This is a genomic window from Thioclava sp. FR2 (assembly GCF_051200875.1).
Taxonomy (GTDB): Bacteria; Pseudomonadota; Alphaproteobacteria; order Rhodobacterales; family Rhodobacteraceae; genus Pseudotabrizicola.
On sequence record NZ_CP195191.1, the window covers coordinates 2384606 to 2407570 of the forward strand.

Annotated in this window: 24 protein-coding genes; 11 read left to right on the forward strand and 13 right to left on the reverse strand. The window is 60.4% G+C overall.

Translation table 11 applies throughout. The features are described from left to right. Window positions 1-131 precede the first annotated feature (131 nt). Both ACSBLW_RS11580 and ACSBLW_RS11585 read left to right on the forward strand, forming a co-directional pair. On the forward strand, window positions 132-1034 hold the full coding sequence (locus ACSBLW_RS11580) for a homocysteine S-methyltransferase family protein (protein ID WP_435256776.1): 903 nt from the start codon (window positions 132-134) through the stop codon (window positions 1032-1034). 72 nt (window positions 1035-1106) lie between these two features. Continuing rightward, window positions 1107-1967 carry a D-amino-acid transaminase gene (locus tag ACSBLW_RS11585; RefSeq protein ID WP_435256777.1) on the forward strand — a complete coding sequence of 287 codons (861 nt, stop codon included), beginning with the start codon at window positions 1107-1109 and terminating at the stop codon, window positions 1965-1967. Between the two features lie 73 nt (window positions 1968-2040). Here ACSBLW_RS11585 and ACSBLW_RS11590 read toward each other — a convergent pair whose 3' ends face one another. The 3 genes from ACSBLW_RS11590 to ACSBLW_RS11600 all read right to left on the reverse strand — a co-directional run bounded on the left by ACSBLW_RS11590 (window position 2041) and on the right by ACSBLW_RS11600 (window position 4955). Beyond that, window positions 2041-3651 (reverse strand): calcium-binding protein, encoded by a 1611-nt coding sequence (locus tag ACSBLW_RS11590; protein ID WP_435256778.1) that lies wholly within the window; start codon window positions 3649-3651, stop codon window positions 2041-2043. Between the two features lie 168 nt (window positions 3652-3819). Then, window positions 3820-4149, reverse strand: a complete 330-nt coding sequence (locus ACSBLW_RS11595) for a DUF1244 domain-containing protein (RefSeq protein ID WP_435256779.1) — start codon at window positions 4147-4149, stop codon at window positions 3820-3822. Between the two features lie 74 nt (window positions 4150-4223). Further along, on the reverse strand, window positions 4224-4955 hold the full coding sequence (locus tag ACSBLW_RS11600; RefSeq protein WP_435256780.1) for an N-formylglutamate amidohydrolase: 732 nt from the start codon (window positions 4953-4955) through the stop codon (window positions 4224-4226). 151 nt (window positions 4956-5106) lie between these two features. On the opposite strand from ACSBLW_RS11600, the gene pyk reads away from it, so the two are divergent. The 4 genes from pyk to rplT all read left to right on the forward strand — a co-directional run bounded on the left by pyk (window position 5107) and on the right by rplT (window position 7500). Next, window positions 5107-6552, forward strand: coding sequence for a pyruvate kinase (gene pyk, locus ACSBLW_RS11605; protein WP_435256781.1), 1446 nt, complete (start codon window positions 5107-5109; stop codon window positions 6550-6552). A gap of 34 nt (window positions 6553-6586) precedes the next feature. Next, on the forward strand, window positions 6587-6811 hold the full coding sequence (locus tag ACSBLW_RS11610) for a hypothetical protein (RefSeq protein ID WP_435256782.1): 225 nt from the start codon (window positions 6587-6589) through the stop codon (window positions 6809-6811). A 110-nt stretch (window positions 6812-6921) separates the two neighbouring features. Next, on the forward strand, window positions 6922-7122 hold the full coding sequence (rpmI, locus tag ACSBLW_RS11615; protein ID WP_435256783.1) for a 50S ribosomal protein L35: 201 nt from the start codon (window positions 6922-6924) through the stop codon (window positions 7120-7122). A gap of 12 nt (window positions 7123-7134) precedes the next feature. Then, complete coding sequence (gene rplT, locus ACSBLW_RS11620; RefSeq protein WP_331795380.1) at window positions 7135-7500, forward strand: 50S ribosomal protein L20; 366 nt, start codon at window positions 7135-7137, stop codon at window positions 7498-7500. A 68-nt stretch (window positions 7501-7568) separates the two neighbouring features. On the opposite strand, the gene ACSBLW_RS11625 is transcribed toward rplT, so the two are convergent. After that, the gene (locus tag ACSBLW_RS11625; protein WP_435256784.1) at window positions 7569-7934 is read right to left on the reverse strand and encodes a cupin; all 366 of its coding nucleotides are present in this window, start codon (window positions 7932-7934) and stop codon (window positions 7569-7571) included. A gap of 308 nt (window positions 7935-8242) precedes the next feature. Continuing rightward, window positions 8243-8608, reverse strand: a complete 366-nt coding sequence (locus ACSBLW_RS11630) for a hypothetical protein (RefSeq protein WP_435256785.1) — start codon at window positions 8606-8608, stop codon at window positions 8243-8245. Between the two features lie 222 nt (window positions 8609-8830). Between ACSBLW_RS11630 and ACSBLW_RS11635 the strand changes: the two genes are divergently transcribed. The 3 genes from ACSBLW_RS11635 to ACSBLW_RS11645 all read left to right on the forward strand — a co-directional run bounded on the left by ACSBLW_RS11635 (window position 8831) and on the right by ACSBLW_RS11645 (window position 11704). Next, entirely contained in the window at window positions 8831-10270 is a 1440-nt protein-coding gene (locus ACSBLW_RS11635) for a sensor histidine kinase (protein WP_435256786.1), read from the forward strand. Then, window positions 10267-10911, forward strand: coding sequence for a response regulator (locus ACSBLW_RS11640; protein ID WP_435256787.1), 645 nt, complete (start codon window positions 10267-10269; stop codon window positions 10909-10911). Before ACSBLW_RS11635 ends, ACSBLW_RS11640 begins: the two co-directional genes overlap by 4 nt. Before the next feature lie 91 nt (window positions 10912-11002). Next, entirely contained in the window at window positions 11003-11704 is a 702-nt protein-coding gene (locus tag ACSBLW_RS11645; protein WP_435256788.1) for an NYN domain-containing protein, read from the forward strand. A 39-nt stretch (window positions 11705-11743) separates the two neighbouring features. On the opposite strand, the gene ACSBLW_RS11650 is transcribed toward ACSBLW_RS11645, so the two are convergent. Continuing rightward, window positions 11744-11935 carry a glycine zipper family protein gene (locus ACSBLW_RS11650; protein WP_435256789.1) on the reverse strand — a complete coding sequence of 64 codons (192 nt, stop codon included), beginning with the start codon at window positions 11933-11935 and terminating at the stop codon, window positions 11744-11746. A 171-nt stretch (window positions 11936-12106) separates the two neighbouring features. Here ACSBLW_RS11650 and pheS point away from each other — a divergent pair, with 171 nt between their 5' ends. Beyond that, window positions 12107-13186 (forward strand): phenylalanine--tRNA ligase subunit alpha, encoded by a 1080-nt coding sequence (gene pheS, locus ACSBLW_RS11655; RefSeq protein WP_435256790.1) that lies wholly within the window; start codon window positions 12107-12109, stop codon window positions 13184-13186. Here the strand turns inward: pheS and ACSBLW_RS11660 are convergent. After that, on the reverse strand, window positions 13176-13337 hold the full coding sequence (locus ACSBLW_RS11660; protein ID WP_435256791.1) for a hypothetical protein: 162 nt from the start codon (window positions 13335-13337) through the stop codon (window positions 13176-13178). The two genes, pheS and ACSBLW_RS11660, sit on opposite strands and share 11 nt — an antisense overlap. 157 nt (window positions 13338-13494) lie before the next feature. Here ACSBLW_RS11660 and pheT point away from each other — a divergent pair, with 157 nt between their 5' ends. Beyond that, entirely contained in the window at window positions 13495-15906 is a 2412-nt protein-coding gene (gene pheT / locus ACSBLW_RS11665) for a phenylalanine--tRNA ligase subunit beta (RefSeq protein WP_435256792.1), read from the forward strand. Between the two features lie 205 nt (window positions 15907-16111). On the opposite strand, the gene ACSBLW_RS11670 is transcribed toward pheT, so the two are convergent. The 6 genes from ACSBLW_RS11670 to lspA all read right to left on the reverse strand — a co-directional run bounded on the left by ACSBLW_RS11670 (window position 16112) and on the right by lspA (window position 22962). Continuing rightward, complete coding sequence (locus ACSBLW_RS11670) at window positions 16112-17272, reverse strand: DNA recombination protein RmuC (RefSeq protein ID WP_435256793.1); 1161 nt, start codon at window positions 17270-17272, stop codon at window positions 16112-16114. Next, window positions 17269-19113, reverse strand: coding sequence for a DNA mismatch repair endonuclease MutL (gene mutL / locus ACSBLW_RS11675; RefSeq protein ID WP_435256794.1), 1845 nt, complete (start codon window positions 19111-19113; stop codon window positions 17269-17271). The genes ACSBLW_RS11670 and mutL overlap by 4 nt, the downstream gene beginning before the upstream one ends. Window positions 19114-19158: 45 nt before the next feature. Then, a complete protein-coding gene (locus ACSBLW_RS11680) occupies window positions 19159-20469 on the reverse strand; it encodes a M16 family metallopeptidase (protein WP_435256795.1) in 1311 nt (436 codons plus the stop codon). Then, on the reverse strand, window positions 20466-21797 hold the full coding sequence (locus ACSBLW_RS11685) for a M16 family metallopeptidase (RefSeq protein ID WP_435256796.1): 1332 nt from the start codon (window positions 21795-21797) through the stop codon (window positions 20466-20468). The genes ACSBLW_RS11680 and ACSBLW_RS11685 overlap by 4 nt, the downstream gene beginning before the upstream one ends. 84 nt (window positions 21798-21881) lie before the next feature. Then, window positions 21882-22406 (reverse strand): DUF3035 domain-containing protein, encoded by a 525-nt coding sequence (locus ACSBLW_RS11690; protein ID WP_435256797.1) that lies wholly within the window; start codon window positions 22404-22406, stop codon window positions 21882-21884. Window positions 22407-22458: 52 nt separating this feature from the next. Beyond that, window positions 22459-22962, reverse strand: coding sequence for a signal peptidase II (gene lspA / locus ACSBLW_RS11695; protein WP_435256798.1), 504 nt, complete (start codon window positions 22960-22962; stop codon window positions 22459-22461). Between the last annotated feature and the right edge of the window lie 3 nt (window positions 22963-22965).

The following is a 22965-nucleotide window of genomic DNA, read 5'->3' on the forward strand; positions in this document are numbered from 1 at the left end:
AATTTCCCGACACCCTACAGGCGACAGCCGGGGCAGATTGTGCTACCCTCAGCAAGATCTTTCCCTGCCCCTGCCGGCGCGGGACACCAGATCGCTCCGGGATGCGGGCCATAACCACGCAAGGAAACAACATGGCCGTTCCCAACATCGCGGATAACCGTCTCTGGCTTGCCTGGACCGGAATGGAAACCGATCTGATCTTCAACAAGTCTTGGGATCTGCCGGGTTTTGCGGCCTTTCCCATGCTGCGCTCGGATGAAGGACGTCAGCGCCTTCGCGATTACTATCTCGATCTCATCGCGATCGGCCGCGCGTTCGGGGCAGGGATCATGATCGACACCCCCACTTGGATGGCCAGCCCGGACCGTGCGGCGGCAATCAACTGGCCAACCGAAGACCTAGACCGGATAAATGCAGAAGCGGTGGCCTTTGCCATGGAACATGCCGCCGACGATGTTTGCATTTCTGCTCAGCTTGGGCCGCGCGGCGATGGCTATGAAAAGGGAATGGCCTCGGTTCAGGCAGCACGCGATTATCACGCCCGTCAGATCGACACTGCCGCCAAGTCCGGGGCAGAGCTTCTGACGGCCTATACCATCGGATCGACGGAAGAGGCACAGGGTATCATCCTTGCAGCCGGGGCAGCAGGCATTCCGGTCGTCGTCTCTTTCGTGGTGGAAACCGATGGATGCCTCGCCGACGGAATGCCGTTGCGAGAGGCGATCGAAAGGGCCGATCAGGCCACTTCCGGCGCGGCCCGGTTCTTCATGGTCAACTGCGCCCACCCGGAACATATCGCCCCTGCGCTTGCCCAGGGCGCGATCCCCCGATTGCACGGCTTTGTCGCCAATGCCTCGCGCCACAGCCATGCGGAACTGGACGGGGCCGAAGAGCTGGACGATGGCGACCCCGAAGAACTGGGCCATCAACTCGCCGCGCTGCGCCGGGAACTTCCGGCGATCCGGGTTCTGGGCGGATGCTGCGGCACCGATCTGCGACATATCGCGTCCATCGCTTCTGCTTCGCGGCCCTGATCGGCACAGATGGCGGCTTGACCGCAAGCGGTTTTGTGCAACACAAGGACGCAAGCAAACCCGGAGGTCCGCATGAGCCGCATCGTCTATGTCAACGGAGACTACCTGCCCGAAGCCGAAGCCAAGGTATCGGTCTTTGACCGTGGCTTCCTGATGGCGGACGGGGTCTATGAAGTGACCTCAGTGCTCGATGGCAAATTGATCGACTTTCAGGGCCATTGCGTGCGCCTTGCCCGTTCACTTGCCGAACTGGAAATGAAGAACCCCCATTCCGACGCCGAATGGCTGGCGATCTTCCGCGAAATCGTGGCAAAGAACGCCGTGGTCGATGGCATGGTCTATCTGCAAGTGACCCGTGGCAATCCCGGCGACCGTGACTTCGCCTATCCTGCCGATGATGTGGCCCCAACGGTTGTCCTGTTCACCCAGTCCAAACCCGGCCTCGCCAACAGCCCCGCCGCCAAGACTGGCTGGAAAGTCATCTCGATCCCCGATCAGCGTTGGGGTCGCCGCGACATCAAGACGGTGCAACTGCTTTACCCGTCCATGGGCAAGATGATGGCCAAGAAAGCCGGCGTCGATGATGCGTGGTTTGTCGAAGACGGCTTTGTCACTGAAGGCACGTCGAACAACGCCTATATCGTCAAAGGCAACAAGATCATCACCCGCGCCCTGTCAAACGACATCCTGCATGGGATCACCCGCGCTTCGGTTCTCCGCTTTGCACGGGAAGCCCAGTTCGAAGTCGAAGAGCGCAACTTCACCATCGCCGAGGCGCAGGCCGCGGATGAGGCTTTCATCACCTCGGCTTCGGCCTTTGTCATGCCTGTGGTCGAAATTGACGGCGCCAAGGTTGGCTCTGGCACACCCGGCAACGTCGCGACCCGGATGCGTGAAATCTATCTGGACGAAACTAGAAAAGCCGCCCTCTAAAGCTATGGTCATATGAAAAAAGCAAAGGGCGGGGTCGTTTCCCCGCCCTTTTTCATTTCACGGATCAGCCAGATCAGACCAGAACCACAGCCCCGGCAGGCAGGTCGGTCGGCAACACGCCTTCCAGAACCAGTTCGTCCACGCCGTTCACGGTCACGATCGTATTGGCCCCATCCGCCCGCAAGGCAAGCGTCGGCGGCGTCACCGACCCGTCCGGCGTGATCTGAAGCACATCATTGGCCGCATCGAAATCGGTCACGCGCGACATCGCCAGACCAGACTGGCTGTCATTCGTCCAGCCCAGAACATCGGCCCCGCCGCCCGAAGAGATCACGTCACCTCCGCCCGAAACATGGATCGTATCATTGCCGATCCCACCGGAAACGGTGTCAGACCCCTGCCCAGACCGGATCAGGTCATTGTTTTCGTCGCCAGAAATCGAGTCATTGCCGAAGGACGTGGTAATCACATCTTCACCCCAACCGCCCGTAACGCTGACGTTGCCGTCCGCCGCAGAGGTGCCGGTATAGGTCAGGACGTCATCGCCATTGCCAAGGTCGACTATGTCAATTCCGTAAAGCGCACCACCGGACACAGTGTCATTGCCGTCACCGGCCAAGATCAGGTCCGCGCCCTCTCCCCCGTTCAGAAGGTCAGCCCCAAAGTTGCCATAGATCGTATCGGCCCCGGCACCGCCGTCCACCGAATCGTCGCCCGCGCCACCATCCAGAATGTCATCTCCGCCTTGGCCATAGACCGAGTCATTGCCAATGCCACCATTGACCTGGTCGTCTCCATCGCCACTGTTAAGAACATCATTATCGCCGCCGCCAGCAAGCGAGTCATCGCCGCTACCGGTCGATAGCGTGTCACTTCCAGCCCCACCATCGGCGAAAATATTCACGCCGCTAAGGAGAGAGGTCAAACGGTCAGCCCCAGCGCCCAGATCAACCCTCACGGTTCCGGTCGCCGCGTCGATCTCAACGACATCATTGCCATTTCCGGCCAGCACGTTGTCGCTACCACCACCCGTGCGCAGCAGGTCGTCATCATCGCCGCCGTCGATCGTGTCATTACCGGCACCGCCTGTCAGCGTGTCACGGCCTGCACCGCCATAGACCTGATCATTGTCGGCGCCGCCAATCAAAAGATCGTCGCCAGCGCCACCTTCAAGACTATCCGCGCCTGCTTCGCCATCCATGCTGTCATTGCCCGAACCACCCAAAAGCGTATCGGCACCATCAGCGCCCAAGAGCTGATCATTACCGCTCAGTCCGGAAAGAAGGTCATTTCCAACCCCGCCATCCAGACTGTCTTCGCCACCGCCGCCGAATAGCCGGTCGGCGCCGTCATCGCCAAACAGCAGGTCATCGGCAACACCGCCCAGCAACAGATCGTCGCCCGCACCACCTTCCAGTTGGTCAGATTTCTGACCACCATCAAGGGTATCGTTGCCCTCCGATCCAAGAAGGGTATCACGGCCATCAAGGCCCTCCAGCAGGTCATTTCCGGCAAGACCGTCCATCAGGTCCGGACGAGCGGTTCCGCTCAGGCTATCGTCACCAGCAGTCCCTTCCTCCGGCTCTGGCTCACCGCCGCCGCCGCCACCACCACCGTCCGAGCCTCCAAAAACCCCAAAAAGACTAACCAATAGAACCATCGGAAGAAGAAACAGCAATTCCATACCAACACCCCAATACAGCTATGCGGGCCCAACCCGTTAAGTGGTTTGGATGAAACGAATTCTGGCCAAGAGTGTCAAACTCTAGCCATCTTTCACCGGTGATTTTAGCGCCAGCGCGAACAGTAGCACCCCTAAAGGCTATTGTTCCACAGGCGGAAACAGTGAAATTCAAGCCTTAGGCGCAGAACCCACATTTTCCGCAAAGGACTTTTCGAAGGCCGCTTTCTTGTCATCCGAGGCCTCGGTCTGATTGCGGGCAACCCAATCGGCATATGGCATGCCATAGATTATCTCGCGCGCCTCATCCTTGCCCATCTCGATACCCTTCGCATTCGCGGCCTCTTGGTACCAGCGGCTGAGGCAGTTGCGGCAAAATCCGCCCAGATTCATCAGGTCGATGTTCTGCACATCCGGCCGCTTTTCCATCAGATGATGCAACAGCGTCCGAAAGGCAGCGGCTTCCAGTTCAATGCGGGTTTGTTCGTCGATATCGGCCATCGAATACTCCTGATTTGTTCAAGAATGGCTCAGCCTCGACGCAGGCTCAAGCCCAGATCCCCGGCCAATTGGTCTCAATCCGAAACCAAGGCCAAAGCCTGCGTCAAGACCGGTGCAAGGCGCTTTGCCCAAGCAACCTGATCCTCTTCATCCGCAATCAGATCATTTCGCAACTCGACCAGCGTGTTGTGACGTCCATGTTGCAGCGCATGGCGGTCAATTGCATCCCCCGGCAGATGGCCGGAATAGGGCTCATTATCACCGACGCACAAATCCGGATCATGACGAAGGGCATCAATCACGGCGCGAGACAACCGCGCATCCAGATGGCTGTAAAGAATGCCCACTTGCCAAGGGCGCGGGGCTCTCCCCTTCAGACAGGGGGTAAAGGAATGCACGGCCAGAATGACCTTGCCTTCAGCCAGTTTCGCATAGGCGTCATGATAAGGGCGGTACAGCTTTGCCAAGCGTTCTTCGCGTTCAGCCGGGCCCGCAGTGCGGTTGGCCGGGATAATCGTTCCGTCATACAGCTTCATCAGCAGCGTCGGATCATCTTCCCCACGGTTAGGATCAATCACCAAGCGGCTGAAATCCGAACAGATCACAGGGCTGTCCAACACCGCACCCAAAGCCAAAGCCAGTCCGCGCGCGCCCACATCGTAGGCGATATGGCGATTCATGTCCGCAGAGGCGATTCCCAGATCACCGCCCAGCCAGTCCGGCACACGATTGGTTGCATGGTCGCAAGTCACCAGCCACGGGCCTTTGCGATCTTCACCGACAATTTCAAACGCTTCGTGCCGCATTTCGATGCAGTTCTTTCCGACAGGTTTCTTTAATCCAAGTTTTTGAGGATTTAGGCCATTCTGCCTAAATGCGCCAGTTGCCCCGGCGCATCCTTTGCTCTATTCCCACCCGTGGCCCACCGCGAAACGAGATTTGAAGAAGGAGGAAGGCATGAGACGCCTTCGGAACGTCAAGATCGTGGCCACTTTGGGCCCGGCATCCAGTGACTACGAAATGATCCGCGCCCTGTTCGAGGCCGGGGCAGACGTGTTCCGCCTGAACATGAGCCACGGAACGCACGACGATATCCGGTCGCGCCACCAGATCATCCGTCAGGTCGAATCCGACACCGGCAGGCCGATCGCCATTCTGGCCGACCTTCAGGGGCCGAAACTTCGCGTTGGCACCTTTGCCGCAGGCGCGCATGATCTGGAAGACGGCGACAAGTTCCGTCTTGATCTCAGCGATGCCCCCGGCGACAGCGACCGGGTCCAGCTGCCCCACCCTGAAATCTTCGCCGCCCTCGAACCCGGCTCGACCCTTCTGGTCAATGACGGCAAGATCCGCCTTCAGGTCGATGACTGCGGCCCCGATTTCGCCAATTGCACGGTGACCGTCGGCGGCACCATCTCGAACCGCAAGGGCGTGAACGTCCCTGACGTGGTGCTGCCCTTGGCCGCGCTGTCGGAAAAGGATCTCAAGGATCTTGAATTCGCTTGTGAACTTGGCGTCGACTGGCTTGCCCTGTCCTTCGTGCAGCGTCCCGAGGACGTGATTCAAGCCAAGGATCTGGCGAAAGGCCGCGCCGCGGTTCTGTCCAAGATCGAAAAACCCGCTGCTGTGAAAGCCTATGAGGCGATTCTCGCCGTGTCTGACGGCATCATGGTTGCCCGTGGTGACCTTGGCGTTGAACTGCCCGTCTACTCGGTGCCGCCGATCCAAAAGCGTCTTGTCCGCATGGCCCGTGCCGCGGCCAAGCCGGTGATCGTCGCCACCCAGATGCTGGAATCGATGATCGAATCGCCGATGCCCACCCGGGCCGAGGTGTCGGACGTCGCGACCGCCATCTACGAAGGCGCCGACGCGGTCATGTTGTCTGCCGAATCTGCAGCCGGGAAGTTCCCGATCGAAGCCGTCACCACGATGAACAACGTGGCCGTCTCGGTCGAAAGTGACCCGACTTATCGGCAGGTGATCGAGGCCAGCCGCAACGTCAAGCGCTCGACTGTGGCCGATGGCATCGTGGCAGCCGCCCGCGAAATCGCCGAAGCGACGGACATCAAGGCCATCGCCGTCTTCTCGCAATCGGGCACGACCGTGGGTCTGGTTGCCCGTGAACGCCCCAAAGTTCCGATCATTGCACTGACGCCTCTGATGAACACCGCTCGCCGTCTCTGCCTGACATGGGGCGCACATTGCGTCATCACCGAAGAGCAAGACCGCTTCAAAGGGGCCGTGATCTCGGCCGTCCGCGCCGCGCGCCAGCATGGCTTCGCCACGGAAACCGACCAGATCGTTCTGACCGCCGGCGTGCCGTTCAACGTTCAGGGCACCACGAACATCCTGCGCGTCGCACCTTGCGACGAACGGTTGATCTACAAGGCAGACCCGGAATAACCTTCTGGCCTATTGATTAGGTGTTGAGGGGTAAATGGATTTTGACTTGATGCTTGTCGTCGGGGCCACTTTGGTGGCCCTGTCCATCCCCTCAATGCTCTCTGCCTATGCCGATGACCGAAAGCCGTGGGTCGGGGCGATGGTGCTTTTGATTGCCTGCGTCTTGATCGCCATGGTCGTCACAAAGAAACCGGGCGGCTTGGTCATCAATGAGGTGCCAAATATCTTTTTCACGGTGATTGGCCGCTACATCAACTGATTATCTGCTTGCGGATTTTCCAGATGCCCCCTATAGCGACCACTTCTGAAAGCCTGCGCGGCCGGCCAATGTGGCATGCCGAGTCGCGCATCTGACGATTGGAGATCGAAATGCCCAAGATGAAGACAAAATCCGCTGCGAAAAAGCGGTTCACCTTCACGGCCAATGGCCATGTGAAGGCTGGTGTGGCTGGCAAGCGCCACGGCATGATCAAGCGCTCGACGAAATTCATCCGCGACGCATCGGGCACCATGGTGCTCTGCGACAGCGACGAGAAGATCGTCAAGAAGTACATGCCCTACAACCGCTAAGGAGTCACACACATGTCCCGCGTTAAATCCGGCGTGGTGACCCACGCGCGTCACCGTAAGGTCATCAAGAAAGCGAAAGGCTACTACGCCGCCCGCTCGACCAACTTCCGTACCGCCACTCAGGCCGTCGACAAGGCACAGCAGTACGCAACCCGCGACCGCAAGGTCCGTAAGCGTCAGTTCCGCGCCCTGTGGATCCAGCGTATCAACGCTGCTGTCCGTCTGTTCGACATTGAGATGACCTATTCGCGTCTGATCAACGGCCTGACCAAGGCTGGCATCGAAGTCGACCGTAAGGTTCTGGCCGATCTGGCCGTGCACGAGCCCGAGGCGTTCAACGCCATCGCCGCTCAGGCCAAGGCCGCTCTGGCTGCCTGATCCAGGACGGATCGCAAGTTTACGAAAAGCCCCGCAACAGCGGGGCTTTTTGTTTTCCAACGGGCGGATCAGTCGATCTGAATGATTACCGCTTCGAAGTCGTCTGCACTGATCACGCAGGTATGGTGGCCCTTGCCGTGACGGTCTTCCATCTGCCAGACATCCCCCGGCCCGATCTCCCGAGACTCGCCGTCGCTTGCAGTCACCCGAACCCGCCCGGTCAGGCAGACAAGGCGTTGACGCACAGGGGTTGGGTGGATTGGCTCATCCCAACCCGCGCGCAATCGCAAAAACAGCATTCTCTTGGCGGCATCCGCCTCTGAAATTTCAATCGCTTGCGCGGGCGGGGCAAAACTGCGTTCAGCAAGACGAACAGGCACGGTTTCCCAATGGCTCTCGCCCTGATCGTCAACGAACAGCCGATGATAGTGCATCAAATCGCTCCCCTCTTTGAAATCCACCTCACAGGTCTCATGTCGCGACCTCACCAGCGGCGAGCCTTAAAGCCCCAAACATAGACGACAGAGCCGCCCATGTCGCGCACATCCTCCAAAGTCACTGACGATCCGGGATTATTGGAAATCAGAGCAAAGCTAAGCAACATAACCGCGTCCTGCCTGCCGCGATTGATTCAACGCGTCCTTTGCCCCGTCTCGGCGGGAATTTTCTCTTTCGGAAATGAAAAGGGGGCAGAGAGGCCCAATGCGCTCTCTACCCCCATGGGCCAGCTGCCCCCACCGCATCAGGTGTGGTTCGGGCCGTCGTCAGCACCACGCCCACGTTTGCGCCCACCTCCGCGCACATGGCCGGGGCCATCATCGGCACCACGGCCACGGCGTGCCATTTCATACTGTTCCGGCATAAGCGTGTTGAAGGTGTGGTTCGGGCCATCATCGGCTCCACGGCCGCGACGATCATCCTCGGTGTCGGTGCCATCGTCAGCACCCCGGCCACGGCGCGCAATCTCAGTCATGTCCGGCATGACATCCGTCGCAATCGCATCAATAGCGGGGGCGTAGGCGGCCTGCGCATCAAAGGGCGCTAAGGCCACGCTCGATCCGACTGCCAAAGACAGCACGACAAAACGGAAATGGGTAAACGTCTTCATTGGCTTTCTCCTCTTCACGAGCCCAATGCCCGAGTAAGGTCAGCATCCATCCGCCCCCATCCTGTGACCAGCCCTGCGGGACCATCGCGCCTGCCGGGCAGACCTCTGCACGGGCGGGGCCAGCCAAGGGTCCGGCCCAAGCATCAGACCAAGGTCTGAAAGCCATCGATTTTCACCTGCGAAACGCGCAAACTTGCCGCGTATCCAGTGCGGGCAGATATGATGGCTTTCACCACAGCGACCGGACAAACGGGCCTTTCTGCGCCGAGCCGACTCGCCCTTCTAAGGCGGTTCAGTCTTTTACCCCTGCATCACCGCTTTGCCCTTGTCGGCAGCTTTGTCATGCTGATCGGCATGTTGGTCATCGGCAACCACGTCGCCACCAGTATCGAAGAAAGCGTCGTCCGCAACTCTGCCATTTCCAGCGCCGTCTATATGGAAAGCTTCATCGCGCCCATGTCGCAGGAACTGGCCGAGTCGAACCAGCTCTCCGCGCAGACCGTCGCCCGGATGCGCGCCTTGCTTGAAAGCCCGCCACTGTCCGACCGCATCCTCTCGATCAAGATCTGGCAAGGCAACGGACGCCTTGCCTTCAGCGGGGACGACCGCATGATCGGCCAGATCTTCCCCCCCAGTGACGAACTTCTCTCGGCCCTGTCTGGCAATCTGACCGCCACCTTTGATGAGTTGGACGATGAAGAAAGCCTGCTGGAACGCGAACGCGGCGTGCCTTTGCTGGAAGTCTATAACCCGATCCATTCCATACTGACCGGTGAGGTCATCGCAGTCGCCGAATTCTATCTTGAGGCCACAGAGCTGGAAGGCGATCTGAAAAAGGCACAAAGCGCCTCATGGGCCATTGTTGGCCTTGTGACGCTCGCCACCTTTGCCGCGCTGTTCGGCATCGTTCGGTCCGGCAGCCGCACCATCGCCGCCCAGAACCGCGCACTAAAGGCGCGGCTGGACGAACTGGCCCGCATATCCACCCAGAACCGTGCTTTGCGTGACCGCGTTCAGGCCGCCTCTCGCGGGGTCAGCGAAACCAATGAACGCTACATGCGCCGTGTCAGCGCCGAACTCCATGACGGCCCGGCACAGGCCCTCGCCTTGGCCGCCCTGCGCTTCGACCCGCTGATCCGCCGATCTGGTCTGCCCGCCGACGACCCCGAAGTCACCACCCTGCGCAACAGCCTGAACGAGGCGCTCAGCGACGTGCGTGATCTCTGCCGTGGCCTGACGCTCCCGGAAATCGAGGGCCGCAGTCTGCGCGAAACGCTTGATATGGCAATCAGCGCCCATGAACGCCGCAGCGGCGAAACTGTCCGCCGCCTTTATATCGGCGTCGCCTCCCTTGCGACCCATGCGCCGCACCCGCTTTTGATCTGCATCTACCGCTTTACCCAAGAAGCCCTGATGAACAGCTTCCGCCATGCCAAGGGCAGTATCGTCTCGGTCGATGCGAATTTTCAGGGCGACCGGCTGGCCGTCAGCATCAGTGACACCGGTCAAGGCTTCGCCGTGCCAGAAAGATTGGACAAAGGCTTGGGTCTTGCGGGCCTGCGTGAGCGCGTCGAAAGTATCGGCGGTGAATTTCTCATCGCCAGCGGCCCGGAAACCGGCACTCGCGTCACCTGTATTTTGCAATTGGATTTGACCCAGTGACTGAAAAGACCAGCATTGTCGTGGCCGATGACCATCCGCTCCTGCGCGGCGGGGTTGTCCTGACCCTTCAGGAACACGGTGCTTTTCAGGTGGTTGCTCAGGCAGGCTCCGCAGAAGACGCAGTCAAAGCCGTGGAAAGCCACCAGCCGGATATTGCGCTTCTGGATATCTCCATGCCCGGCTCTGGCCTGAACGCCGCCGCAGAAATCGCCAGCCGCTTTCCTGCGGTGAAAATCGTCATGCTGACCGTCTCAGAAAACGACGATGATCTTTTGACCGCGCTCAAAATCGGGGCGCGGGGCTATGTGCTGAAGGGCGTTTCGGCCCAAGACCTTGGCGATGTCCTGCAAAACATTGCCGAAGGCGCGTCCTATGTATCGCCTTCCCTCGCGGCCCGCGTTCTGGCCGCCATGCAGGCGCGCAGCAGCGCGGCAGCTTCCGCAGGCAGCTTCGAAGACCTGACCCAGCGCGAGGTCGCCATCCTGAAACTGGTGGCCACCGGCAAATCCAACAAGGAAATTGCCCGCGATCTCGACCTTCAGGAAAAGACGGTCAAACATTACATGACCAACATCCTGCAAAAACTTCAGGTCCGAAACCGCGTCGAAGCCGCCCTCCGCGCGCGCGAAATGGGCTACTGATTGCGTTTTTGACAAAGCAGGCCACAACGCCCAAGATTTGCCCAAGTCACCCTGCTATCACGGGTTGTTTTTTTCAGCGGCGATCCCTTTCATGACTCAACGTATTTTTATCTTGGTCGATGGCGACAACATTTCTGCCTCACATGCCCGGACTCTTCTAACACTTGGCAGCCAACTGGGCCGCGTCGACGTGGCGCGCTGCTATCTGAACGCGCAGAAGAATTCGCCGTGGCTGTCTGAACCGGAATTTCGGGCCATTCATGCTGGCTCTGGCAAGAACGCCGCCGACCTTCTGCTTGCGATCGACGCCATGGAATTGGCCCAGCTGACAGAATCCGCCCAGTTTATCCTCGCCTCATCCGACGCCGACTTCAGCCATCTCGCCCATCGCCTTCGGGAACGGGGCCATGGCGTTCACGGTGTCGGGGAAGCCAAGGCCCCAGCGGCTTTCCGGCGCGCCTGTAGCCAGTTCAAAGAGGTCGGAGCGCCTCCGAAACAGGTAGTTGAAAAGGCTCCAACCCCGGCCAACGCTCCGGCCCCTTCGGCTTTCGATCTGAAAATCCGCGATGTCATCGCCCAACATTCCGAAAACGGCAAAGGCATGTTGATTACCACCCTGTCCGGAAAAATGCGGCAACTGCATCAAGAAGCAATCAGCACCCGCCCACAAAAAACGTGGCGCAAATACTTTGCAGAAAATCCTCATCTCTACGCCCTGGACCCAAAGGGACCAGAGGCACATGTCCGCTTTCTTTGGTCCGGCTTCAATCAGGCCGTGAACAGGGCCGTCTGACAGGCTTTGTGCCGCAGGGCGCTATCCGGTCGAAAAAGGTCAGCGCGTCACAACGCCCACGCCTGCGCCAATAATCGCGCCCTCGGCACAGCGGCCATCGACCAGAACCTCCCCGGCGGCACAGCCAATCGCAGCGCCGACAACGGCCCGCTCAAGCTTTGTATCCGGCCCGACGCAAGCCGACAGACCGACCGTCGAAAGGGTGACCAGCAAAGCGATTGATTTTCTCATCTTCGTTCTCCTTGAACTCTGTCAGCAGAAGTCGATCACAGGACGTTCTGCCGGAACATGATCTGCGTCAAGCGGCCAAGGGCCGTCTGGTGCCTGCAACCCAATCCCCGCCCTTGCATCCTTGGCCCCTTCCCGCTAACCCCATCTCGCTAAGCGCCGGAGGCTTATGAGATGGATCTGACCGAACTTCGTGGCAAGTATATCGAGGCCGTGGCCAAAGCTGCGGATGAGACTGCGCTGGAAGAGGTGCGCCTTGCCGCCCTTGGGAAGAAGGGCGAGATCAGCGCCATGATGGCGACGCTGGGCAAGATGGACCCGGAAGAGCGCAAGACCGCCGGGGCCGCGCTGAACGTCGTCAAGACCGAGATCGACGCCGCCCTGCGCGCCAAGAAGCAGGGCCTTGCCGATGCCGCGCTGAACGAACGCCTGAAATCGGAATGGCTGGACGTCACCCTGCCGGGCCGCCCGCGCCCACGCGGCACCATCCACCCAGTCAGTCAGGTCATGGATGAATTGACCGCGATTTTTGCCGATATGGGCTTCTCAGTGGCCGAAGGCCCGCAGGTCGAAAGCGACTGGTACAATTTCGACGCCCTGAATATTCCGCCGGAACACCCTGCGCGGCAGGAACATGACACCTTCTTCATGCACCGCGCCGAAGGCGACAACCGCCCACCGCATGTGCTGCGGACCCATACCTCTCCAGTGCAGATCCGCGCCATGACCGAAAAGGGCGCGCCGATCCGCGTTATCGCGCCGGGCCGTGTCTACCGGATGGACATGGACCAGACACATACCCCGATGTTCCATCAGGTCGAGGGCCTTGCCATCGACCGCGACATTTCCATGGCCAACCTGAAATGGACGCTGGAAGAATTCTGCCGCGCCTTCTTTGAGGTCGAAAAGGTCGAACTGCGTTTCCGCGCCTCGCATTTCCCCTTCACCGAACCCTCGGCCGAAGTGGACATCCGCTATTCCAATGTCGGCGGTCAGCTGCGCATCGGCGAAGGCGACAAGTGGATGGAAATCCTTGGCTCTGGCATGGTGCACCCCAAGGTGCTGCAAGCCGCCGGTGTGGACCCGAACGAATGGCAGGGCTTTGCCTTCGGCATGGGCATCGACCGCATCGCCATGCTGAAATACGGCATCCCCGACCTGCGCGCCTTCTTTGAAGGCGACCTGCGCTGGTTGCGTCACTATGGATTTGCGGCCCTTGACCTGCCGGATCTTCCGGGCGGCCTTAGCCGGTAATGACGGTGACCAAGGCCAAGGTCTCGGCGACAGCGCGCCCGGCCTTGGCAAGCAGGATGAAGCACAGCACGGTGATGCCCATCAAGGTGATCAGGCGCAACGGCTTCTTCCGCTTCAGGTCTTTGGGTATGGTCAAATCGGGTTCCATCATGGCAACCGTTCTACAAAAGCCTTCGACCCGAATTGTGGCAAAAGACCCCCCTCAGACGGGACAACCCGTTTCGTAAATGGAAACCAACTGCCCCGCCCTTCCCCTGCCCCGGCCTTTGCGATAAGGCCAAACCAACACGATCAAAGGGACACCCGCGATGAAATTCACCCTTTCCTGGCTCAAGGACCATCTGGACACGCAGGCCACGCTGGATGAGATCCTCTATGCCCTGACCGACCTCGGGCTTGAGGTCGAAGAGGTGGTGAACCCGGCCGCGCGCCTGTCGTCCTTTACGCTGGCCAAAGTCCTGCATGCCGAACAGCACCCCGATGCCGACCGCCTGCGCGTCTGCCGCGTGATGACGGATGAGGGCGAAAAGCAGATCGTCTGCGGCGCCCCCAATGCCCGCGCCGGCATCACCGTCGTCCTGTGCAAACCCGGCGATTACGTCCCCGGCATCGACACCACCCTTGGCGTCGGCAAAATCCGCGGCGTCGAATCGCATGGCATGATGGCCTCGGAACGCGAGCTTGAACTCTCCGACGAACATAACGGCATCATCGAACTGCCCTCGGGTGAGGTCGGCCAGAAATTCGTCGACTGGCTAGCCGCGAACCGCCCCGGCACCGTTGACCCGATGATCCACATCAAGATCACCCCGAACCGCCCCGATGCGCTTGGCGTTCATGGCGTCGCGCGTGACCTTGCCGCCCGTGGTCTTGGCACGCTCAAGACCCTTGCCACCCCGGCGATCAACGGCCAGTTCGACAGCCCGATCCGCGTCGAAATCGACCCTGCGCTAAAAGAAAAAGGCTGCCCGCATTTCGCTGGCCGTCTGATCCGTGGCGTCAAGAACGGCCCCTCGCCCGACTGGCTGCAACAGCGGCTGAAAGCCATCGGCCTGCGCCCGATCTCGACCCTTGTCGACATCACCAACTACTTCACCTTTGGTCTGAACCGCCCGCTGCACGTCTTTGACGCAGCCAAGGTTCAGGGCGGCACCCTGCGCATCCACCCGACCAAGGGCGGCGAGGAGTTTCTGGCCCTCGACGGCAAGACCTACAGCCTGCGGGAAGGCATGATGGCCATTTCTGACGAGGCAGGCGTGGAATCGCTCGCCGGCATCATGGGCGGCGAGGTCTCGGGCTGTACCGAAGACACCACCGATGTCTTCCTTGAATCCGCCTATTGGGACCCGATCACCATCGCCACCACGGGTCGCGCGCTCAAAATCAACTCGGACGCCCGTTACCGCTTTGAACGCGGCGTCGATCCGGCCTTCACCCTGCCGGGGCTCGACATGGCCACCCAGATGGTCCTTGACCTCTGCGGCGGCACGCCCAGCCATATCGCGCAGGATGGTGCCCCCATCGACGTGACCCGTGCCTACAAACTGAACCCGGCCCGCGTGATCAGCCTTGTCGGCATGGACATCCCCGAGGCCGAACAGCGCGCCACGCTGACCGCCCTTGGCTTCACGCTGAACGGCGACATGGCGACCCCGCCGACCTGGCGCCCCGATGTTCTGGGAGAGGCCGATCTGGTCGAAGAAGTGGCCCGCGTCGCCTCGCTGACCAAATTGGTCGGCAAACCGCTGACCCGTGGCACCGCTGGCGTGCCAAAGCCGATCCTGACGCCGCTGCAACAGCGCGAGAAAGCCGCCCGCCGCACCATCGCGGCCTTGGGCTATAATGAATGCGTGACCTACAGCTTCATTGATGAGGTCGCGGCAAAGCTCTTTGGCGGTGGCACCGATGCGGTGCGGGTGGAAAACCCGATCTCCTCGGAAATGACCCACCTGCGCCCCGACCTGCTGCCGGGCCTGCTGCGCGCGGCAAGCCGCAATCAGGCGCGCGGCTTCATGGATCTGTCACTGGCCGAAATCGGCCCCGCCTTCTCGGGCGGCGAACCGGGCGAACAGCATTTGCAGGCCACTGGCCTTCTGGTCGGCGCCTCGGCCCCGCGTGACCCCTATGGCAGCCGCCGCCCGGTCGATGTGTTTGACGCCAAGGCCGATGCCGAGGCGGTGCTGGCCGCCCTTGGCGCCCCGGCCCGCGTGCAGATCACCCGCAAGGTCGCCGACTGGTGGCACCCCGGCCGGTCCGGCGTCATCGGCCTTGGCCCGAATGTCATGGCGACCTTTGGCGAAGTGCACCCAAAGATCCTGCGCGAATTTGACATCAAGGGCCCTGCCGTGGCCTTTACCGTGCTGGTCGCCAATATCCCCTATCCCAAGGTGAAAACCCCCACCCGCCCAGCGCTGACGATCAGCGATCTGCAAGCGGTGGAACGGGACTTCGCCTTTGTGGTGGACAAAGGGGTTGAGGCCCTGACCGCCGTGAATGCCGCGCAAGGCGCCGACAAGGCGCTGATCGAAAGCGTCCGCATCTTTGACCAGTTCACCGGTGAAAAGGCCGAGGCCCAGATGGGTGCGGGCAAGAAATCCATCGCGCTCACCGTCCGCCTGCAACCCACCGCTGGCACGCTGACCGAAAAGGACATCGAGGCGGTTTCCGCCAAGATCATCGAAAAGGTCTCGAAAGCCACCGGCGGCACTCTGCGCGGTTAATCCTTTCCGAACCGTTCTTAGATTGCGCCCGCCCCTGATCGGGGCGGGCCTTTCTTTTTCCCTCGCCTCTGGCCTGCGGCCAACCGGCGAGGCGATGCCTCCGGCGGGGATATTTTTTCCAAGGTAAAAGCAGGTTGCGGGTTGGTCTTGTGACCACGGAAAAACCACGCAAAAACGACGGTTATCCCACGGAAAGAATACGCCGCTATTCCGCTGCCGTCGGGCCGATGACCTTGGCCGGGTCATTGGGGGCCAATTCTTCGAAGTCGAAATTGTCCAGACGGCGGGCGCGTTTGGTGGCCTTGTCCGACGAGATCTTGATCTCTTCGATGTCTTTCGCGGCTTGGCCAAAGTGCCGATCAAGGTTTTCGACCCTTGCACCAAGACGCTCTACATCGCTGTAAAGTAAGGACAATTCCTTGCGGATTGCGCCTGCCTGTTCGCGCATGCGGGCATCTTTCAGAACCGCGCGCATGGTGTTGAGGGTGGCCATGCAGGTGGTGGGCGAGACGATCCAAACCTTGGCGGCAAAACCTTCGCGCACCACATCGGGGAAATTGGCGTGCAGTTCGGCGTAAACGGCCTCGGAGGGAAGGAACATCAAAGCCCCATCCGCGGTTTCGCCTTCAAGGATGTAACGCTCTGAAATTGCACGAATATGTGCACGAACAGCCGCCCGTAAAAGCTGCCCGGCCTCTTGCTGCTGGCGCGGATTTTCGGCCCGCCGCAGGGCCTCATAGGCCTCGAGCGGGAACTTGGCGTCAATCACGATCGGGCCAGGGGGATTGGGTAGATGGATCAGGCAATCGGCCCTTCGACCATTCGACAGGGTGGCCTGCATCGTGAAGGCATCCTTGGGCATGGCCTTTTGCACGATGTCATGCAACTGGATTTCCCCAAAGGCGCCACGGGTTTGCTTGTTGGAAAGAATATCCTGCAAGGACAGAACGTTACCCGACAGCTTTTCGATATTCGCCTGCGCCTTGTCGATGGTTTCCAGCCGTTGCTGCAACTCTCCCAAAGACCGGGCTGTGCGGGTCGCCGTGCCATGCAGGCTTTCCCCCATCTGGCGCTGCACTTCTGCAAGGCGCTGTTCCATCACCTTCACCATCGCGGTCTGACTGACCGCCTGTGCCTCGCTGACATGGTGCAAACCGCCTGACAGCCGTTCCTGCCCATCGCCCAACTGCTGCACGCGCTGCGACAGCCAGCCGATTTCGCGCATCAAGGGATCGGCCATCTGCGCTGAACGCCCCGCAGCCCGCAGGATCAGCAGCAGGAAAAGCAGCAACAAGAACGCAGCGCCGCCAATCAGCAGAACTTCCGGAGCGTTCCAGGGATAGGTTTGTCCAAAAAGCGTAATCATCTGCGCCCAAACAGTTTTTCAATATCTGAAAGCTTCAGCTCTACATAGGTTGGGCGGCCATGATTGCACTGCCCGGAATGTGGCGTGGCCTCCATCTCGCGCAGAAGCGCATTCATTTCCTCGGGCCGCATTTGCCGACCGGAGCGCACCGATCCGTGGCAGGCCATGCGGCTTAGAACGGCATCAATCTTGGCCTTCACCAGATCGCTCTGCCCTGCGTCGGCCAATTCGTCCAACACATCTTTCAGCAAAGCACCGGCATTCACCTGCCCCAAGATTGCAGGAACCTCACGCACCGCAATCGCACCACCGCCAAAGGGTTCGATCAAGAGACCGACGCTTTCCAGCGCCTCCGCAACCTCCAGCAGTCGTGCCGCATCACCGAGCGAAAGTTCAACGATCTCGGGGATCAAGAGCGCTTGCCGTGTGATGCCATGCGCGGCCATCTGGCGCTTCAGACGTTCATAGACCAGACGTTCATGCGCGGCATGTTGGTCGACAATCACGATGCCATCGGCGGTCTGCGCGATGATGTAGTTTTCATGCACATGCCCACGGGCGGCTCCCAGCGGGTGATCGGCGGTCTGCTGCGCCCCCTCTACAGGCTCCACAACCGCATCGGCGCGCGCCGAAGGGGCCTCGGCAAAGCCTGCTGGTGCTTGGGCTGCATAGGCAGCCTGGGTTGCCGTGAAACTGGGACGTTCTGGCAAGGGCGCGGACCACAGAGGCCGCATCACGGCGGGCTCCGGTCGCATCGCGGCCAAGGTTTCGCTGGCCACCGTTGTCGAGGCCCGATGGCCCGCCCCCGAAAGCGCATGGCGTAACCCGCTGATGATCAGCGACCGAGCCGCCTCGGGTTCACGGAACCGCACCTCGGACTTTGCGGGGTGAACGTTCACATCCACCCGTTCCGGATCGACGATCAGGTTCAGCACCGCTGCCGGATGACGGTCCCGCGACAGAAAGTCGAAATAGGCAACCCGCAAGGCCCCCAAAAGCAGCCTGTCCTGCACCGGGCGACCATTCACGAACAGGAATTGCTGAGCGGATGATCCCCGCGAATAGGTGGGCAGGGCCGCGTAACCGAGCAGGCGCAGCCCGTCGCGCTCAAGGTCGATCTTCAGCGCGTTCTGGGTGAAATCGCTGCCCAGAATCCCAGTCAAGCGACCGTGCAGCGCATCGAACAGATCGCCCGACATGGGGTCGGCCCGAAACAAGACCCGGCTTTGGCCTTCCGAAATTTCGGTCAGCGTAAAGCCCACGAAAGGTTCGGCCATGGCCAACCTGCGCACCACCTCGGCAATTGCTTGCGCCTCGGCCCGGTCGGTTCGCAGGAATTTCAGACGCGCAGGCGTCGCGTAAAACAGATCGCGCAATTCAACCACAGTGCCCCGCGTCAGCGCAGCCGGACGCACATCGCCCATCCGGCCGCCCGTCACCGCAATCTGCGCCGCATCCTGACCCTTGACGCGGCTAGTGATGACCAAGCGCCCCACAGCCCCCAGCGAGGCCAAAGCCTCGCCCCGGAACCCGAAGGAGCGGATGTTCAACAGATCAGAGCCGTCAATCTTTGACGTGGCATGGCGTGCCACGGCCAGCGGCAAGTCATCCGCCGTCATCCCCACGCCATCATCCGTTACCCGGATCAGCGTCTTGCCGCCTTCGCTGAAATCTATGGCAATCCGTGTGGCCCCGGCATCCAGCGCGTTTTCCACCAGTTCCTTAACGGCCGAAGCTGGCCGTTCCACCACTTCACCCGCTGCAATACGGTTGATTGCGGCCTCATCCAAGGCGCGGATCACAGGGCGATCTGTGGATATGTTGGGGGTCGGAATGTTCATACCCCCAATCCTAGCAGGCCCTTGGCCCAAGAGCCACAGATTCGCTTACTCTGTCGAGGCAAGACCCTCGGGCTGCCCGACCACGATGAATCGCAGATCATCCGGGCGGTACATCCGCTTGGCCACCCGCTGCAAATCCTCCATCGTGACGGCATTCACCTTGTCATTGCGGGTCTTTGGGTAATCGGCGGAAAGTCCGATCATCTGCATCCCGACAAGGATGTTGGCAATGGCACCATTGCTGTCGAACCGCAGGGGATAGCTGCCCGTCATATAGGTCTTGGCCTTGGTAACCTCTTCTTCGGTCACGCCCTCCTCGGCCATCCGCTTCCATTCGTTGCGGACGACCTCAATGGCCTCGGCTGCCGTTCCATTGGCCGTGGCAAACTGGCCCATATACATCTCGGCCAGATCGTAACCCACAAGGTAGCTGCCGATGCCATAGGTCAGGCCGCGCTTTTCGCGCACCTCCGTCATCAGGCGCGCACTGAACCGGCCACCGCCCATGATCTCATTCAGGATCGAGGCGGCAAAGAAATCTGGATCGTCGCGTTTCATACCTTCATGGCCGAACAGAATTGTCGATTGCGGCCCGGGGAAATCGACCACCGTGACGCCACCCGTCAAATTGAACGGCGCACGGTCAGGAATGGGGGCGCCGGTTTCCGGCAGCCCCGACAACAGCTTGTCCAACATCAGGCCAAGGTCGGCGGCAGAGATATCCCCCGCTGCCGCAACATAGATGCGGTCCCGTGCCAAAGTCGCCTTATGGGCCGCAACAATATCATCCCGGGTCAGGGCAGTCACCGTTTCCGCCGTTCCATCCCCCAGCGTCGAATAGGGGTGGGTGCCAAAGGTCAGTTCCCGCAACTTGCGCCCCGCCAGATCGCCGGGGTCTTTTTCTGTCGACCGGATATTTGCCAGAACCTGACCGCGCACCCGCTCTACCGCCTCGTCGGGAAAGCTCGGCTCCACCAAGGCGCGGCGCAACAGGTCAATCGCCTGATCGCGGTTTTCGGTCAGAAACCGGGCCGAGACCGAAACCGCGTCATCATCCGAATTGAACGAAAAACTGGCCGCAAGAGAATCCCGTGCCTTGGCAAAACCGGGGCTGTCCAGATCGCCTGTGCCTTCCTCGATCAGGGCCGCCATCAGGTTAACGGCGCCGCGCTTTCCCGGCTCATCCAAGGATTGTCCGCCCCGAAAACGGATTTCCAAAGCCGTGAAGGGGATATTGTGATCTTCGATCAGCCAAGCCTTGATCCCGCCGGGAGAAGTCACGGTCTGAATGTCGATCTCAGCTTTGACCGGCGAGGCAAAGGCCAGCAACAGCGCGGCAAGACGCAACATTTTCATTGATTTGCCCCTTCTTCCGGCATCACCCAACCTGTCACGGCCCGGCGCTTGTCCAAAACTTCCTTGGCTGCGGCGACAACTTCTTCGGCCGTCACATTCTCCAGAACACTGGGCCAGGACTGGATATCGTCAATCGTCAGCCCAACCGCCAATGCCTCGCCATAGCTGCGGGCCAGACCATCCACATTGTCGCGCGCATAGACCTGTGCGGCCGCAATCTGTGTCTTGATGCGGGCAAAATCCTCGGCATCCGGGCCGGTTTCGATAAAGGTGGAAATCACCGCATCCATCGCCTCTTCGGCGTCTTCCAGAGACTTGCCCGGTGCCGGCACAACGACCAGACCAAAGGTGCCGTCATCCAAAGTCGTTCCATCGTAATAGGCCGAGGAATAAACCGCGACGGGGTCGGCGCCGAATTGCAGGGCCTGCGCGAAAAGTGACGTGGTCCCGGACCCGCCCAGCAACTCGGCGAGCATGGTCAGCGCCGCCGCCTTCTTCTGGTCACCGGGATCACGTTCCGGGGCAAGATAGCTGCGTGAAACATAGGGCTGCGAAACCCGCGCATCGACGTAACTCAGCCTGCGTTCCGACAGTTGCGGCGGTTCCGAAGGACGGACACGCGGCGCAATCCCTTTGGACGGGGCAAGCGGGCCATAATGCTTTTCGGCCATCGCTTTGACGGCATCCGGGGTGACATCCCCGGCCACGACCAGAATGGCGTTGTTCGGCGCATAATAGAGCCGATAGAAATCCAGCGCGTCCTTCCGGTCCAGCGCCTCGATCTCGTGGTTCCAGCCGATGACCGGAATTCCGTAAGGATGGTTCAGGAACTGCGAGGCGCGGGTCTGTTCGTTCATCAGCGCGCCGGGGCTTGAATCGGTGCGCGTCTTGCGCTCCTCAAGGATCACGTTCCGTTCGGTCAGCACATCCTCTTCGGTCAGCTCCAGATTGCGCATCCGGTCGGCTTCCATCTCCATCATCAGATCAAGCCGGTCCGCCGCGATCCGCTGGAAATAGGCCGTGTAATCCCAGCTGGTGAACGCGTTGTCATCGCCGCCATTGGCTTCAACGGTTGCACTGAACTCACCCGGTTCCAGATTGGCCGTGCCCTGAAACATCAGGTGTTCAAGAAAATGGGCAATGCCGGAATTGCCGGGGGGCTCATCCGCGGCCCCCACCCGATACCAGACCATTTGCGTCACCACCGGGGCACGGTGATCTTCGATCACCACGACGTCCAGCCCGTTGTCCAAGGTGAAGGTGGTGACATCATCCGATGCCTGAGCGGCAGTCGCCGAAAAAAGGGCAAAAAGTACCGCACGACGCATCATCGCCGACCTCCCGTTACAGTGTTCTTGGGTCAAGCTACGGGCATTGGGGAAATCTTCAAGCCTCCCCAACGGCATCGTGACTTATTGCGTCTCGCCCTTTTCAGGCGGCGGAGCAGAAGGCGTGCGAACACCCTTCTTGCGCCAGCGGAACAGCTCGGCATGTTGGTCAAGCGACATGTTCTCATAGGCGCGGTAATAGACGTTCACATTGAAGATGCGTTCCAGAATGCGCCCATCATTGTCGCGGCGCCATTCCAGATCTTCGGCGGCAAGCGTTTCGCGGATATTGCCGTTTACGCCAAACCGTGTGGCATGGCCCACGATTCCCGCATCAAGACCCGCACCACGACCGGGTTTCCCGCCAAGCGCAACGATGGCATCAGCCTCGGGCGTTGGGTCGGTCAGGTTCGTGCCATTTGGCGTCGGCTCCGGCAAAGCCTGCAAATCTTTGGGCAATTCCAATGGCTTGGGCGGAAGAATGCCGAATTCGTCCGGCCCCGCCGTGGTAGAGCGTATGTTCATCAGGTTCGGAACTTTGTCGCCGCCGCCACAAGCGGAAAGCATCGTCGCGATGGTCATCGCGAGGAGTATCCGTCCTGACTGCATGCCTTGCCTCCGCACCTTGCTTGCCCCCTCTTAACCCAATCACTTGGGCACGTCACGGGGTCTTTCGCCCTTGCCGCCGCGCTTTCGGCTCATCCTTGCCGCTTCCGGTGAAAAGGACAAGTCCGAAGGCCCCAACGAAGATCGCGATGTCGGCCACATTGAAGGCAAAGGGATTTTCGATCCCACAGCAGGACATGTTCAGGAAATCGGCCACGGCCCCGTAAACAACGCGATCAATCACGTTCCCCAAGGCCCCGCCGATCAAAAGCCCCGCCGAGGCAAGGGCAAGGGGCCGGTGCTGCCCCTTGGACATCCAAATCCAGACCCACCCCGTGATGACCAGCGACAGGACGATCAGGCCCCAGCGGACAAGGTCGCCTTCGCCTGCGAACAGACCGAAATTGATGCCCTTGTTCCACGCCATGCGAAAGACAAGGAAGGGCGGCACGATCTCGATCACGCCGCGCTCGATCAGGTTCATCCCCTGCACAACGGCCCATTTTGAAATCTGGTCCAAGGCAAAGGTCAGGCTGGCAATCAGGGCAATTTGTTTCATGCA